The sequence below is a fragment of the Mesorhizobium sp. M7A.F.Ce.TU.012.03.2.1 genome (genome assembly GCF_004006095.1).
Classification (GTDB): Bacteria; Pseudomonadota; Alphaproteobacteria; order Rhizobiales; family Rhizobiaceae; genus Mesorhizobium.
The window spans coordinates 4,421,188-4,435,122 of record NZ_CP034779.1 but is presented as its reverse complement, the minus strand read 5'-3'; the positions used below and the strand labels follow the sequence as shown (position 1 = coordinate 4,435,122).

13 protein-coding genes are annotated in these 13,935 nt (G+C 62.4%); all 13 read right to left on the bottom strand.

What is annotated here, in order from left to right; genetic code table 11:
* Window positions 1-300: 300 nt before the first annotated feature.
* The 13 genes from EJ079_RS21650 to EJ079_RS21590 all read right to left on the bottom strand — a co-directional run bounded on the left by EJ079_RS21650 (window position 301) and on the right by EJ079_RS21590 (window position 13,865).
* A complete protein-coding gene (locus EJ079_RS21650; RefSeq protein ID WP_174800360.1) occupies window positions 301-984 on the bottom strand; it encodes an ABC transporter ATP-binding protein in 684 nt (227 codons plus the stop codon).
* Window positions 981-2,267 carry a lipoprotein-releasing ABC transporter permease subunit gene (locus tag EJ079_RS21645; RefSeq protein ID WP_127810084.1) on the bottom strand — a complete coding sequence of 429 codons (1,287 nt, stop codon included), beginning with the start codon at window positions 2,265-2,267 and terminating at the stop codon, window positions 981-983. Before EJ079_RS21645 ends, EJ079_RS21650 begins: the two co-directional genes overlap by 4 nt.
* A complete protein-coding gene (proS, locus tag EJ079_RS21640; protein ID WP_127272306.1) occupies window positions 2,264-3,592 on the bottom strand; it encodes a proline--tRNA ligase in 1,329 nt (442 codons plus the stop codon). Before proS ends, EJ079_RS21645 begins: the two co-directional genes overlap by 4 nt.
* Before the next feature lie 654 nt (window positions 3,593-4,246).
* Window positions 4,247-4,531, bottom strand: a complete 285-nt coding sequence (locus EJ079_RS21635) for a DUF1467 family protein (RefSeq protein ID WP_127810083.1) — start codon at window positions 4,529-4,531, stop codon at window positions 4,247-4,249.
* Complete coding sequence (mce, locus tag EJ079_RS21630; RefSeq protein WP_127810082.1) at window positions 4,528-4,932, bottom strand: methylmalonyl-CoA epimerase; 405 nt, start codon at window positions 4,930-4,932, stop codon at window positions 4,528-4,530. Before mce ends, EJ079_RS21635 begins: the two co-directional genes overlap by 4 nt.
* 103 nt (window positions 4,933-5,035) lie before the next feature.
* Window positions 5,036-6,706, bottom strand: a complete 1,671-nt coding sequence (locus EJ079_RS21625; RefSeq protein WP_127810081.1) for a ribonuclease J — start codon at window positions 6,704-6,706, stop codon at window positions 5,036-5,038.
* A 118-nt stretch (window positions 6,707-6,824) separates the two neighbouring features.
* Window positions 6,825-7,646, bottom strand: a complete 822-nt coding sequence (locus EJ079_RS21620; protein ID WP_127810080.1) for a biotin--[acetyl-CoA-carboxylase] ligase — start codon at window positions 7,644-7,646, stop codon at window positions 6,825-6,827.
* Window positions 7,647-7,651: 5 nt separating this feature from the next.
* Window positions 7,652-9,088, bottom strand: a complete 1,437-nt coding sequence (gene nuoN / locus EJ079_RS21615) for an NADH-quinone oxidoreductase subunit NuoN (RefSeq protein WP_127810079.1) — start codon at window positions 9,086-9,088, stop codon at window positions 7,652-7,654.
* Window positions 9,089-9,106: 18 nt separating this feature from the next.
* Window positions 9,107-10,612, bottom strand: coding sequence for an NADH-quinone oxidoreductase subunit M (locus EJ079_RS21610; protein ID WP_127810078.1), 1,506 nt, complete (start codon window positions 10,610-10,612; stop codon window positions 9,107-9,109).
* Window positions 10,612-12,585 carry an NADH-quinone oxidoreductase subunit L gene (nuoL, locus tag EJ079_RS21605; protein WP_127810077.1) on the bottom strand — a complete coding sequence of 658 codons (1,974 nt, stop codon included), beginning with the start codon at window positions 12,583-12,585 and terminating at the stop codon, window positions 10,612-10,614. The genes EJ079_RS21610 and nuoL overlap by 1 nt, the downstream gene beginning before the upstream one ends.
* A gap of 10 nt (window positions 12,586-12,595) precedes the next feature.
* Window positions 12,596-12,904 (bottom strand): NADH-quinone oxidoreductase subunit NuoK, encoded by a 309-nt coding sequence (nuoK, locus tag EJ079_RS21600; RefSeq protein ID WP_127810076.1) that lies wholly within the window; start codon window positions 12,902-12,904, stop codon window positions 12,596-12,598.
* A complete protein-coding gene (locus EJ079_RS21595; protein ID WP_127810075.1) occupies window positions 12,901-13,248 on the bottom strand; it encodes a hypothetical protein in 348 nt (115 codons plus the stop codon). The genes nuoK and EJ079_RS21595 overlap by 4 nt, the downstream gene beginning before the upstream one ends.
* Window positions 13,245-13,865, bottom strand: a complete 621-nt coding sequence (locus tag EJ079_RS21590; RefSeq protein WP_027034807.1) for an NADH-quinone oxidoreductase subunit J — start codon at window positions 13,863-13,865, stop codon at window positions 13,245-13,247. Before EJ079_RS21590 ends, EJ079_RS21595 begins: the two co-directional genes overlap by 4 nt.
* Window positions 13,866-13,935 lie beyond the last annotated feature (70 nt).

The following is a 13,935-nucleotide window of genomic DNA, read 5'->3' as shown; positions in this document are numbered from 1 at the left end:
CGGCAGGGTTAAGAAAGGGTTGATGGGCGAGCGACGGTGCTACGTGGGCTGACCGAAGCCTTTGGGATTAGCCAATACATCCATCGCATCGTCATCCTAGGGCGGAGCAAGGAGCGGAGCGACGCGCGCAGACCCTAGGATCCATGCCGTGACCCAGGGGCGATGCTACGGTGCAGAATTATCGCGCTGATAGAGGTCGCATATCCTCGACCCCTGCATTTGTCTCGAAAGTAACGGCATGGATCCTAGGGTCTACGCTCCGCTCCGCGGAGCTTCGCCCTAGGATGACGACATCAGAGACTAAAGCGGCACCACTTTGCCGTCGGCCAGGGTGACGCGCCGGTCCATGCGCGATGCCAATTCGTGATTGTGGGTGGCGATCAGCGCCGCGAGGCCCGATTGCTTGACCAGCGCCGCCAGCGCCTCGAACACATAAGACGCGGTGACCGGGTCGAGATTGCCGGTCGGCTCGTCGGCCAGCAGCACCAGCGGCGCATTGGCGACCGCACGCGCGATGGCGACGCGCTGCTGTTCGCCGCCGGAGAGTTCGGACGGCCGGTGCGACGCGCGCTTGCCGATCTGCATGTAATCGAGCAGCTGCGCCGCGCGCTCGGCCGCGTCCTTGCGGCTGAGCCCCTTGATGAGCTGCGGCATCATGATGTTTTCCAGCGCCGAGAATTCCGGCAGCAGATGATGGAACTGGTAGACGAAGCCGACATCGTTGCGGCGGATCGCCGTGCGCTCGTCATCGGAGAGCCGCCCGCAGGCACGGCCGGCCAGGATGACGTCGCCGGCGTCGGGACGCTCCAGCAAGCCGGCAGTGTGCAGCAGGGTCGACTTGCCGGTGCCCGACGGCGCCACCAGCGCCACCATCTCGCCGCGCTTCAGCGAGAAATCGGCACCGTTCAGGATGGTGAGCTTGCGCGGCCCCTGGACATAGTGCCGCTCGACGCTCTTCAGCTCGATAATGACCTCGGCCACTATTCGTACCTCAAGGCTTCGACCGGATCGAGACGCGCGGCGCGCCATGCCGGAAACACGGTTGCCAGGAAGGACAGGCCGAGCGCCATCAGGACGACATAGGTCGTCTCGCGCGGATCCATCTTCGCCGGCAACTGGCTGAGGAAATAGAGCTCCGGATTGAACAGCACCTTGCCGGTCATCCATGAGAAGAACTGGCGGATGGACTCGATGTTGGTGCAGATCAGCACGCCGAGCAGCACACCGGCGAGCGTGCCGGTCACGCCGATCGCCGCACCCGTCATCAGGAAGATGCGCAGGATGGCGCCGCGCGACGCCCCCATGGTGCGCAGGATGGCGATGTCGTGCCCCTTGTCCTTCACCAGCATGATCAGGCCGGAGATGATGTTCAGCGCCGCCACCAGCACGATCAGCGTCAGGATCATGAACATGACGTTGCGCTCGACCTGCAGCGCGGAGAAGAAGGTCTCGTTGCGCTGGCGCCAATCGACCATGTCGATCGGCCGCTGCGCCGCCGCCTCCACCTTCGGTTTCAGCGCATCGACATCGTCTGGATTGTCGACATAGATCTCGATCGTCTGCGCCCGCCCGTCCATGTTGAAATAGAGCTGCGCTTCGGAAAACGGCATGTAGACGATGGAGGTGTCATATTCGGACATGCCGACTTCGAAGATCGCCGCGATCTTGTAACCCTTCATGCGCGGCGTGGTGCCGATCGGCGTCACGTCGCCGTCGGGCGAAATCAAGGTGATGGTATCGCCAAGCGTCAGGCCGAGATTCTCCGCCATGCGCTTGCCGATGGCAACGCCGTCGCCAGAGTCGAAATCGGCGATCGAGCCCTGCTTGATGTTGCTGGCAACGATGGCGATCTTGCTCAGATCCTCGCCGCGTATGCCGCGCACCAGCGCTCCGGTTCCGCCGCCGACATTGCCTTGCGCAAGCACCTGGCCATCAATCAGCGGGATGGCGTATTTGACGCCTGACACACCGTTGATGCGGCTGGCGACCTGCGCGTAGTCCTCCAGCGGCGAATCGAGCGGCTGCACGATCAGGTGGCCGTTGACGCCGAGGATGCGCGTCAAAAGCTCCGCCCTGAAACCGTTCATCACCGCCATGACCACGATCAGCGTGGCGACGCCCAGCATGATGCCGAGGAAGGAGATCGAGGCGATCACCGAGATCACCGTCTCCTTGCGCCGCGAGCGCAGATAGCGCCAGGCGACCATGCGCTCGAAGATGGAAAAGGGTCCGGCGCCGACCGGTCTTGCCGCCACCGCCTCGTTCATGCGGCGACACCGAAGCGCTTCTTCACGTCTGCGATCGGCAGCGTCTCGCGCTCGCCGGTCTTGCGATTCTTGATCTCGATCTCGCCGGCGGCGACACCACGCGGCCCGACGATCACTTGCCAGGGCAGGCCGATCAGGTCGGCGGTGGCGAACTTGCCGCCGGGCCTCTGGTCGGTGTCGTCGTAGAGCACGTCCTTGCCGGCGGCGACGAAAGCGGCATGCAGTTCGTCGCAGACGCGGTCGCACTCGGCGTCGCCCGCTTTCATGTTGATCAGCCCGATGTCGAACGGAGCCACCGCCTCCGGCCAGATGATGCCGTTGTCGTCATGGCTGGCTTCGATGATCGCCGCGACCAGCCGCGACGGACCGATGCCGTAGGAGCCGCCGGAGACGAAATGATCCTTGCCGTCGGGCCCGGTCACCTTGGCGCCCATCGGCTTCGAATATTTGTCGCCGAAATGGAAGATGTGGCCTACCTCGATGCCGCGCGCCGAAACCTTGTCGCTCTCGCCGATCTTCTCCCACGCCGCCTCGTCGTGCATCTCGTCGGTGGCTGCGTAGGGTGTCGTCCAAGTCTTGACGATATCGCCGATCTCGGCGGCATTGGCGAAGTCGGTCTTCTCTCCGGGCACATCGAGCGAAAGATAGTCGCGGTGGCAATAGACCTGGCTCTCGCCGGTGTCGGCCAGGATGATGAATTCATGGCTGAGATCGCCGCCGATCGGCCCGGTGTCGGCCCGCATCGGTATCGCCTGTAGCCCCATGCGCGTAAAAGTCCGGAGATAGGACACGAACATCCTGTTGTAGGCCGCCCTGGCGCCCTCGAAGTCGAGGTCGAAAGAATAGGCGTCCTTCATCAGGAACTCGCGCGAACGCATGACGCCGAAGCGCGGCCGCACTTCGTCGCGGAACTTCCACTGGATGTGGTAGAGATTGAGTGGCAGGTCCTTGTAGGACTTCACATAGGCGCGGACGATCTCGGTGACCACTTCCTCATTGGTCGGGCCGTAGAGCATGTCGCGGTCCTGCCGGTCCTTGATGCGCAGCATCTCCTTGCCATAGTCGTCATAGCGGCCGCTTTCGCGCCACAGATCGGCCGACTGGATGGTCGGCATCAGGATTTCCAGCGCACCGGCGCGGTTCTGCTCCTCGCGGATGATGCGGCAGACCTTGTCCAGCACCCGCTTGCCGAGCGGCAGCCACGAGAAACTGCCCTGCCCCTGCTGGCGGATCATGCCGGCGCGCAGCATCAGCCGGTGCGAGACGATCTCGGCCTCGCGCGGGTTTTCTTTGAGGATCGGCAGGAAATAGCGCGACAAACGCATGGACAGGTCCGTGAGTGAGGAGGGCCGCGTCAGAATCGGCGCGACTTTGGCTTGCTTGACCCGGCTTCATAGCCATTTCAAGGCGGAATGGGAACCCGGACGCTTCGGCCCGAAAAGCGGCAATCGATTTTCAAAAAGCATGGGATAGCCGGGATCAGAAGCGTCGCACCGTCCTTCGCCCGCCCAGAAGACCCACGGCGCTGCAAGGCCTCCCGGTCACCGCGCGCGTCTTGATGATCGTTCGCCAAGCAACGCCTGCCACACTATTGTGCAGTGCAGCACGAGAATGCCCGTTTCAAGGCAAAATTCTTCGTGACATTTTCATTCGCCTTAGGCTAATGTACCTCGATAACCGAGAGGGTGGAAAAAAATCTGCTCTCCTACGCGGTCAAAGTCTTGGGAGGATGCGATCTAGGCGCGGTTACTCGCTGCCGCCGGAAACCGGAAACAGATCGGACGCGTTTAAATTGCAAGGCCTCGTGCCTTGCATTTTTTTTGTGCAATCATCTGCTTAGCGCAACGCGTTGCCAAACCACCTTACCCAGCGTCAGCGCTCGTCCGGCCGCAAAACGGCACGGCATTCCTGTCTGGAACCAAGCTGTTCCGACGGATGAAAACGTCTTTGCCGGACAAATCTTCTTGGGCCGGGGCCGGCTATTTGGCTGAGGTTTGGCTGAATTCCGGCACGATGTGCGGGATGTCGTTGAGGCTGTATCCGAGCCCATGCGTCAGGCCATAGAAAATGCCCATCAGGATCGCGGTGGCGATGGTGGTGCGGATCACCGCGCGCAGCATGTGGGGACCGCGCGGCGCGCTCGGAACCGTGCCGAGCGTCACGTCACGATCGTCGTCCTGCGTCCTCACGCTGAACGGCAGCACGGCGAACAGCACCACCCACCAGGTCGCGAAAAACAAGGCGGTGAACGAAACCCAGCTCATGATTGCTCCAGTTCGATCAGCGTTCCGAAAAAATCTTTCGGATGCAGGAACAGCACCGGCTTGCCGTGCGCGCCGATCTTCGGATTGCCGTCGCCCAGCGCGCGGGCACCGGCGGCCTTGAGCTGATCGCGCGCGGCCAGGATGTCGTCGACCTCATAGCAAAGGTGATGCATGCCGCCAGAGGGGTTCTTCTCCAGGAAGGCGGCGATCGGCGACCCCTCGCCCAAAGGCTCCAGAAGTTCGACCTTGGTGTTGCCGACATTGACGAACACCACCGTCACCCCATGCTCCGGCAGCGCCTGCGGCGCCGTCACTTCGGCACCCAGCGTGTTGCGATAGGCGGCGACGGCGGCCGCCAGATCCGGCACGGCAAGCGCGACATGGTTGAGACGTCCGAGCATTGGCACTCCCAAGTAGGGGAGTAGGGGAATACGGGAGTAGGGGAAAAGACAGATATGTCAGCTGTTTGCTCTTCCTACTCCCCTACTCCCGTACTCCCTTTCGTCATCTTGTGACGAATACAGTCACCAGCGGCTTCTTGCCCCAGGCTTCGTTGGCGGCGCCGCGCACGGCGCGCCGCACTGCTTCCTGCACCAAGTCGAGGTCTTTTCGGCGCTGACGGGGGATGGAGTCCACCGCGCCGATTGCCGCATCGATCATCAGATCTTCCAGCGACTCGCCACGGCCGTCGGCCTCGGCGACGCCGATGGCGACCAGGTCGGGGTCGCCGGCAAGCTCATATTTGTCGTCCAGGACGACATTGACCGCCACATGGCCGGCAAAGGACAGCTTGCGCCGGTCGCGGATGCCCATCGCCTGATCGGTGCCGATCAGTCTGCCATCCTTGTAGATACGGCCGAACGGCACCTGATCCATGATGGTGGCTGGGCCGGGAGCAAGCCTGAGCATGTCGCCGTCGCGCACCTGCGCCACCTGGCCGATGCCCGATGTCGACATCAGCGAGCCCTGCGCCACCAGATGTGCCGCCTCGCCATGCACGGGAACGCCGATCTGCGGGCGCACCCATTTATACATCTTGCGCAATTCGCTGCGCCGCGGATGGCCGGAGACATGCACCAGTGCATCGCCGTCCTCTATGATCTTGACGCCGAGGTCGATGAGGCGGTTCTTGATCTCGAGAATCGCCTTCTCGTTGCCGGGAATGGTACGCGAGGAAAACACCACCGTGTCGCCCGCCGTCAGCGACACCGACTTCATCTCTTCGCGCGACAGCTTGGCCAGTGCGGCCAGCGGCTCGCCCTGGCTGCCGGTGCAGATGATGACCAGGTTCTCGCGCGGGATGAAACCAAAATCCTCCTCGGCGATGAACTCCGGCAGACCGTCCATGTAGCCGAGTTCGCCGGCCACATCGATGACCCGCTTCAGCGAACGGCCAAGCACCAGGCACTGGCGTCCGGCATCGCGCGCCGCTTTGGCGATCGAGACGATGCGTCCGACATTGGAGGAGAATGTGGTGACGGCGACACGGCCCTTGGCAGCCTGGATGACGCCCTTGAGGCCCTCGCCCACAGCCACTTCCGAAGGCGACTCACCTTCGCGCAGCGCATTGGTCGAATCGCAGATCAGCGCCAGAACGCCCTTGTCGCCATAGGCGCGGAAACGCGCCTCGTCGGTCTTCGGCCCGATCGTCGGCTCCGGATCGATCTTCCAGTCACCGGTATGGATGACGGTGCCTGCCGGCGAGGTAATGGCCAGCGACATCGGCTCGGGAATCGAGTGCGCGACCGGAATGGCTTCGATCTCGAACGGGCCGACGGTGAATTTCTCGCCCGCCCGGTAGATCGTCACCGGTATTTTCGGCGCGCCCTGCTCGCCTTGCCGCTTGGCCTCCAGCAGGCCGGCGCTGAACGGCGTCATCCAGACCGGCGCCTTCAGCTTCGGCCATGTGTCGAGCAGCGCGCCATAATGGTCTTCATGCGCATGCGTGATGATGATGCCGCGCAGATTGGCGAGGTTCTCCTCGATGAAGCGCGTGTCGGGCAGCACAAGGTCGACGCCCGGCAGGCTGGCATCGGGGAAGGTCACCCCGACATCGATGACGATCCATTCGCGCGCATTGGGCGGCCCGTAGCCGTAAAGAGCGAAGTTCATGCCGATCTCGCCGACGCCGCCGAGCGGCACGAAGACGAGTTCGGCGTTTTCCGCTTTCGCCATGATTTTTCCCTTCCTGGCCCTCAGGCCAAGCCTAAAAAGCAATTCCGGGAAAAGTGTGTAACGGTTTTCCCACCGGAGTTGCGCAAAAACAAACAGTTAGAACCGTTCATGAACGGCCCTATGCCCTGGCCGAAGCGACCGCGCCGAAATGCACATCGCCGGCGGCGATCGTCCGAACCGAACCTTTATCGTCGCGGATCACGAAACGGCAGTCCTCGTCAATGGTCTCAAACACCCCACGCACCACATTACCGTCAATTCTGACAGCAACTTCGCCGCCGAGCCCCGCAGCACGATCAAGCCAGCGTCGCCTGACGGCGGCAAGTCCGCGCCCCTCGTCCCACAATCGGGCATTCTCGCTCCATGCATCCGACAGCGCCAGGAACAGCGTTTCCGCATCGCATGCCGCGCCCAGCGCGCTGAGTGATGTTGCGGGATAGGGCAAATCCTCGGGGTATGCCACCACATTGACGCCGATGCCGACCGCCACCGCGAAACGGCCGCCTTCCAGGATTGCCGATTCCAGCAGGATGCCGGCCAGCTTGGCGCCGGAGGCGAGCACGTCGTTCGGCCATTTCAGTTCGAAACGGTTCTTTCCTTCGCTGCCGCCGTCGAGGCCGATAGCGATCCGGCCCTTCGGCACCACGGCGTCGAGCGCATCGGCCAGCGCCAGTCCGGCGACGAAGCCCAGCGTCGCGGCAAGGCGAAGCTCCGCCTTGGTGATGACGAGCAGCGTCGCCGCGAGGTTGCCTTCGGGGGTCGCCCAGACGCGGCCGCGCCGGCCACGCCCGCTTTCCTGCTTCTTGGAAACGACCCACAATCTGCCGGGGTCGCCTGCCCTTGCGTGGTCCAGTGCCAGCCCATTGGTGGAGCCGACGCTCTCATGCGCCTCGAGCCGGAACCCTTCCGACGCCGAGGTTGGAGCCAGCCGAAATGCCATGCCGACTAGAAAAACGTCTTGGCGGCGGCTTCGGCATAGGTGCCGATCGGCCCGCCGATCAGCACGTAGAACAGCACGAAGGCGCCGGAGACGCCGAGCACGACACGCAATTCCGTCGCCATCGGCACGAAGCCGCCGACCGGTTCGTCGAACCACATGATCTTGATGATGCGCAGGTAGTAATAGGCGCCCACCACCGAGGCCAGCACGCCGATGATCGCCAGCGCATAGAGATTGGCGTTGATGGCGGCGAGGAAGACGTACCATTTCCCCCAGAAGCCGGCGAGCGGCGGAATGCCGGCCAGGGAGAACATCAGGATGGTCAGGATCGTCGCCATGATAGGATTGGTCGACGACAGGCCGGCCAGGTCGCTGATCTGCTCGACATTGCCTTCCTTGCGCCGCATGGCGAGGATGAAGGCGAAGGTGCCGAGCGTCATCACCAGATAGATCAGCATGTAGATGGCAACGCCGCGCACGCCGGCCTGGCTGTTGGCGGCAAGGCCGACCAGCGCGTAGCCCATATGGCCGATCGAGGAATAGGCCATAAGCCGCTTGATGTTGGTCTGGCCGATTGCCGCGAAGGAGCCGAGCGCCATCGAGGCGATCGAGATGAAGACGATGATCTGCTGCCAGTCTGCGGCGATCGGCTTGAACGCACCCATGGTGACGCGCACCATAAGCGCCATCGCCGCCATCTTGGGTGCTGCCGCCAAAAAGGCCGTCACCGGTGTCGGCGCGCCCTCATAGACATCTGGCGTCCACATGTGGAACGGCACCGCCGAGATTTTGAAGGCCAGACCGGCCAGCACGAAGACGAGGCCGAAAACGAGGCCAAGCTGGCGCTCGCCGCTGCCGAGCGCAGAAGCGATCTCCTGGAAGCCGGTGTTGCCGGTGTAGCCGTAGACCAGGCTGATGCCATAGAGCAGCATGCCCGAGGACAGCGCGCCGAGGACGAAATATTTGAGGCCAGCCTCAGTCGAACGCAGATTGTCGCGGTTGATCGCGCACAGCACGTAGATCGCCAGCGATTGCAGTTCGAGGCCGAGATAGAGGCCGATCATGCCATTGGCGGAGATCATCAGCATCATGCCGAGCGTGCACAGCAGGATCAGCACCGGATATTCGAACTTGTCGAAGCGTTCAGCCTTGGCAAAGCGCATCGACATCACCAGCGTCACCGCCGAGCCGACCAGCGCCAGCACCTTCATGAAGCGGGCGAAGGAATCCTGGATGAAGGCATTGCCGTAAGCGCTGCCCTGCCCGGTCCGGAAGATCAGCCAGGCGCCTGCGATCGCCAGCACGGCCACCGCAAGGCCGGTTACCGTGTTGGCCGTGTTGGCGCGCGAATAGGCTCCGACCATCAGCAGCGCCAGCGCGCCGACGGCAAGGATCAGCTCTGGCGTCGAGAGCGACAGGCTGGAGAGAAGGTCCGGCGTCATGGTTCGCAAAACCTCTGGTCAGTTCGCCGCCGCGGTCTGCGCGGCGCCGATGGATGCAGTGACATTGGTGACGAGCGACTTGACCGATTCGGCCGTCGCGTCGAAGACCGGGGCGGGATAGACGCCGAAGAAGATGACCAGAACGACCAGCGGGTAGATGATCACCTTCTCGCGCAGCGACAGGTCGAGCAGGCCCTTCAGGCTGTCCTTGGTCAGCGCACCGAAGATCACCCGGCGGTAGAGCCAGAGCGCGTAGGCGGCCGACAGGATGACGCCGGTGGCGGCGAAGAACGCCACCCAGGTGTTGACCCGGAACACGCCGAGCATGGTCAGGAACTCGCCGACGAAGCCGCTGGTACCGGGCAGGCCGACATTGGCCATGGTGAAGATCAGGAACACCGTGGCGTATTTCGGCATGTTGTTGACCAGGCCGCCATAGGCCGCGATCTCACGTGTGTGCATGCGGTCGTAGATGACGCCGACGCACAGGAACAGCGCGCCGGAGACGAGGCCGTGGCTGAGCATCTGGAAGATCGCGCCCTGCACGCCTTCCTGGTTCATGGCGAAGATGCCCATGGTGACGAAGCCCATATGAGCAACCGACGAATAGGCGATCAGCTTCTTCATGTCCTCCTGCATCAGCGCCACCAGCGAGGTGTAGATGATGGCGACGACGGACAGCGCGAAGACCAGCGGCGCGAACATTTCCGACGCCAGCGGGAACATCGGCAAGGAGAAGCGCAGGAAACCGTACCCGCCCATCTTCAACAGGATGCCGGCCAGGATGACGGAGCCCGCCGTCGGCGCCTCGACGTGCGCGTCGGGCAGCCAGGTGTGCACCGGCCACATCGGCATCTTCACCGCGAAGGAGGCGAAGAAAGCAAGCCATAGCCATGTCTGCATGTTGGCCGGGAAGTTGTGGGTCAGCAGCGTCGGGATGTCGGTTGTGCCGGACTGGAAGAACATCGCCATGATGGCGAGCAGCATCAGCACCGAGCCGGCGAGCGTGTAGAGGAAGAACTTGAACGAGGCGTAGACGCGCCGCTTGCCGCCCCAGACGCCGATGATGATGAACATCGGGATCAGGCCGGCTTCGAAGAAGACGTAGAACAGCACGATGTCCAGCGCGCAGAACACGCCGATCATCAGCGTTTCGAGCAGCAGGAAGGCGATCATGTAGGCCTTCACGCGCTTCTCGATCGATTCCCACGACGCCAGGATGCAGAGCGGCATCAGGAACGTCGTCAAGATGACGAACAGCATCGAGATGCCGTCGACGCCCATATGGTAGGAAATGCCGGAGTCGAGCCAGGCGACCTTCTCGACGAACTGGAAGCCGGACTGCGAATTGTCGAATCCGGTCCAGATGAACAGCGAGATGATGAATGTGAAAATCGTCGTCAACAGCGCGATGGCGCGGATGTTGCCGCGTGCATTTTCGCTGTCGTCATTGATGAACAGGATAAGCAGCACACCAACCAGCGGCAGGAAGGTGACCAGCGAGAGGATTGGCCAGGCGGTCATCAGAGCATCATCCAGGTGACGAGTGCGGCAACGCCGATCAGCATGGCGAAGGCGTAGTGGTAGAGATAGCCGGTCTGCAGCTTGACGATGCGGTCGGTGACATCGACGACGCGCGCCGAAATGCCATCCGGGCCGAGGCCGTCGATGATGGTGCCGTCACCGGTCTTCCACAGGAAATGGCCGAGGCGCTTGGCCGGACGCACGAACAGGAAGTCGTAGAGCTCGTCGAAATACCACTTGTTGAGCAGGAAGGCGTAGAGCCCGCGATGCTGCGCGGCCAGGTTGACCGGCATTTCCGGCGAGCGGATGTAGAATTTCCAGGCCAGCGCGAAGCCGATCAGCATGGCGATGAAGGGCGACAGTTCGACCCACAGCGGCAATTCGTGGATGTCGTGCAGGATGTGATTGTCAGGCAGTGTGAACAGCGATGCCTTCCAGAACTCGGCATAGCCCTCGCCGATGAAGGCGCCGTGGAAGATGACGCCGGCAAACAGCGCGCCCGCGGCCAGGATGAACAGCGGCACCAGCATCACCGGCGGCGATTCATGGACATGGTGCATCACCTCATGGCTCGCCCGCGGCTTGCCGTGGAAGGTCATGAAGATCAGCCGCCAGGAGTAGAAGGAGGTGAAGCAGGCGGCGATGACCAAAAGCACGAAGGCCATGCCGGCAACCGAATTGTGGCCGGCAAAGGCGCTCTCGATGATGGCGTCCTTGGAGAAGAAGCCGGCGGTGCCGATGACCGTCACCGGAACGCCGACGCCGGTCAGCGCCAGCGTGCCGATCACCATCATCCAGTAGGTGGTCGGGATCAGTTTCCTGAGGCCGCCCATCTTGCGCATGTCCTGCTCGTCGGACACGGCATGGATGACCGAGCCCGAGCCGAGGAACAGCAGCGCCTTGAAGAAGGCATGCGTGAACAGGTGGAAGATCGCCGCGCCATAAGCGCCGACGCCGAGTGCCACGAACATGTAGCCGAGCTGCGAGCAGGTCGAGTAAGCGATGACGCGCTTGATGTCGTTCTGGACGAGACCGACGGTGGCCGCGAAGAAGGCCGTGAAGGCACCGATGAAGGTCACCACAGTCAGCGCCGAATGCGACAGTTCGAACAGCGGCGACAAACGGGCCAGCATGAACACGCCGGCCGTCACCATGGTCGCGGCATGGATCAGCGCGGAAACCGGTGTCGGGCCTTCCATGGCATCCGGCAGCCAGGTGTGCAGCGGCACTTGCGCCGACTTGCCCATGGCGCCCATGAACAGGAGCAGGCAGACGATCGTCATGGCCGCCTGCTTGTCCAGCGCATAGCCGAGGAAGGTCAGCACCGCGGCGCCGTGCGGGGCGCCTTCGGCCGGAATGAACGTTGCCGCATTGGCGAAGATGGTGCCGAGATTGACCGAGCCGAACAGCACGAACAGGCCGAAAATGCCGAGCGCGAAGCCGAAATCGCCGACGCGGTTGACGACGAAGGCCTTGATTGCCGCGGCATTGGCCGACGGCTTCTTGTACCAGAAGCCGATCAGCAGATAGGAGGCGAGGCCCACCCCTTCCCAGCCGAAGAACATCTGCACCAGATTGTCTGATGTCACCAGCATCAGCATGGCGAAGGTGAACAGCGACAGATAGGCGAAGAAGCGCGGCCGGTTCGGATCGTGGTGCATGTAGCCGATCGAATAGATGTGAACCAGCGCCGACACGGTGTTGACCACCACCAGCATCACCACCGTCAGCGTGTCGATCCTGAGCGCCCAGGCCGCTTCCAGCCCGCCTGACTGGATCCAGCGCATCACCGGCACGGTGAACACCTCGCCATGGCCGAAACCGACGGTGAAGAAAGCGACCCACGACAGCACGGCCGCGATCACCAGGAAACCCGAGGTGATGTATTCGGACGCCTTGGCGCCGAGCGACGTGCCGAACAGGCCGACGATCAGGAAGCCGAGCAGGGGAAGGAAGACGATGGCCTGATACATGGTGGTTCCGTCAACCCTTCATCATGTTCACGTCTTCGACCGCGATCGAGCCGCGGTTGCGGAAGAAGACGACGAGAATGGCAAGTCCGATGGCGGCTTCGGCCGCCGCGACCGTCAGCACGAACAGCGCGAACACCTGGCCGACCAGATCGCCCAGTGCCGCCGAAAAGGCGACGAAATTGATGTTGACCGCCAGCAGGATCAGTTCGACCGACATCAGGATGACGATGACGTTCTTGCGGTTCAGGAAGATGCCGAACACGCCGAGCGTGAACAGAACAGCCGATACGGTCAGATAATGCGCGATGCCGACGGTCATGCTTTTACGACTCCTGCCTGAACCATGAAAGTGACTACGAACACTGCGCTAGCCGTTATCAGGGCAGCAACGTAAGGCAAGGTTCCGATCGCGTCTTTCAAAGCCCCGAAAATGAATGACACTCCAACGACCGGAAGGGCGAAGAATAGCAAATAGAGCCCACTGAGCATGGACAGGGACTGCTCCTTGAACCCGAACAACATCCCGAAAACTCCAAGGGCGATGACAAACGCAGCAGCAAACCGCAAAAGCAGCGTCATCAAGACACCGTCTTCGAACGAGAAAAGCGCCGTCCAAGCAGACCAAAGCGCCAAGCCGCCGTATACCAGTGGACCTGAACTCATATTCCTTCGCCTGTCTTGACCTTGCGGATTTCCATGCCGGTCGCCGGCGTGCGGCCGACCTGGGCCGCGATCGACTGCCGTTTGACGCCTGGCTTGTGGCGCAGCGTCAGCACGATGGCGCCGATCATGGCGACCAGCAGCACGAGGCCCGAAATCTGGAAATAGTAGAGGTAGTCGGTATAGAGGATGTCGCCGAGTGCGGCCGTGTTTGTTCGCGTGGCGAGATCCGGAATGGGCTTGGAGACCGTCGAGGCGAGCTGCGGCGCGAAGGTGTAGCCGCCGAGAACCACGATCAGCTCCGCCGCCAGGATCAGCCCGACCAGCGCGCCGATCGGCGCATATTGCAGGGCGCCGCTCTTCAGTTCGGCGAAATCGACATCGAGCATCATGACGACGAACAGGAACAGAACCATCACCGCGCCGACATAGACGACGAGCAGGATCATCGCCAGGAACTCGGCCCCGGTCAGCATGAACAGGCCGGCGGCGTTGAAAAAGGTCAGGATCAGGAACAGCACCGAATGCACGGGGTTGCGCGACGAAATGACCATGAACGCCGACGCCACCGCGACAAAGGCGAAGAGGTAGAAAAAGGCCGCCTCTAGTCCACTCAACATTGGGGATCCCCCGGGTTCCTGTACGAACAGGACGCTCGTCCTGTTTGTTGTCTCTGGCCTGGTTCCGCCT

Coding starts and splice junctions, on each gene's coding strand:
- nuoL (WP_127810077.1), bottom strand. CDS start 12,585: ATGTATCAGGCCATCGTCTTCCTTCCCCTGCTCGGCTTCCTGATCGTC.
- EJ079_RS21635 (WP_127810083.1), bottom strand. CDS start 4,531: ATGAGCTGGGTTTCGTTCACCGCCTTGTTTTTCGCGACCTGGTGGGTG.
- mce (WP_127810082.1), bottom strand. CDS start 4,932: ATGCTCGGACGTCTCAACCATGTCGCGCTTGCCGTGCCGGATCTGGCG.
- EJ079_RS21590 (WP_027034807.1), bottom strand. CDS start 13,865: ATGTTGAGTGGACTAGAGGCGGCCTTTTTCTACCTCTTCGCCTTTGTC.
- EJ079_RS21610 (WP_127810078.1), bottom strand. CDS start 10,612: ATGACCGCCTGGCCAATCCTCTCGCTGGTCACCTTCCTGCCGCTGGTT.
- EJ079_RS21620 (WP_127810080.1), bottom strand. CDS start 7,646: ATGGCATTTCGGCTGGCTCCAACCTCGGCGTCGGAAGGGTTCCGGCTC.
- EJ079_RS21645 (WP_127810084.1), bottom strand. CDS start 2,267: ATGAACGAGGCGGTGGCGGCAAGACCGGTCGGCGCCGGACCCTTTTCC.
- nuoN (WP_127810079.1), bottom strand. CDS start 9,088: ATGACGCCGGACCTTCTCTCCAGCCTGTCGCTCTCGACGCCAGAGCTG.
- EJ079_RS21625 (WP_127810081.1), bottom strand. CDS start 6,706: ATGGCGAAAGCGGAAAACGCCGAACTCGTCTTCGTGCCGCTCGGCGGC.
- nuoK (WP_127810076.1), bottom strand. CDS start 12,904: ATGACCGTCGGCATCGCGCATTATCTGACCGTATCGGCTGTTCTGTTC.
- proS (WP_127272306.1), bottom strand. CDS start 3,592: ATGCGTTTGTCGCGCTATTTCCTGCCGATCCTCAAAGAAAACCCGCGC.
- EJ079_RS21595 (WP_127810075.1), bottom strand. CDS start 13,248: ATGAGTTCAGGTCCACTGGTATACGGCGGCTTGGCGCTTTGGTCTGCT.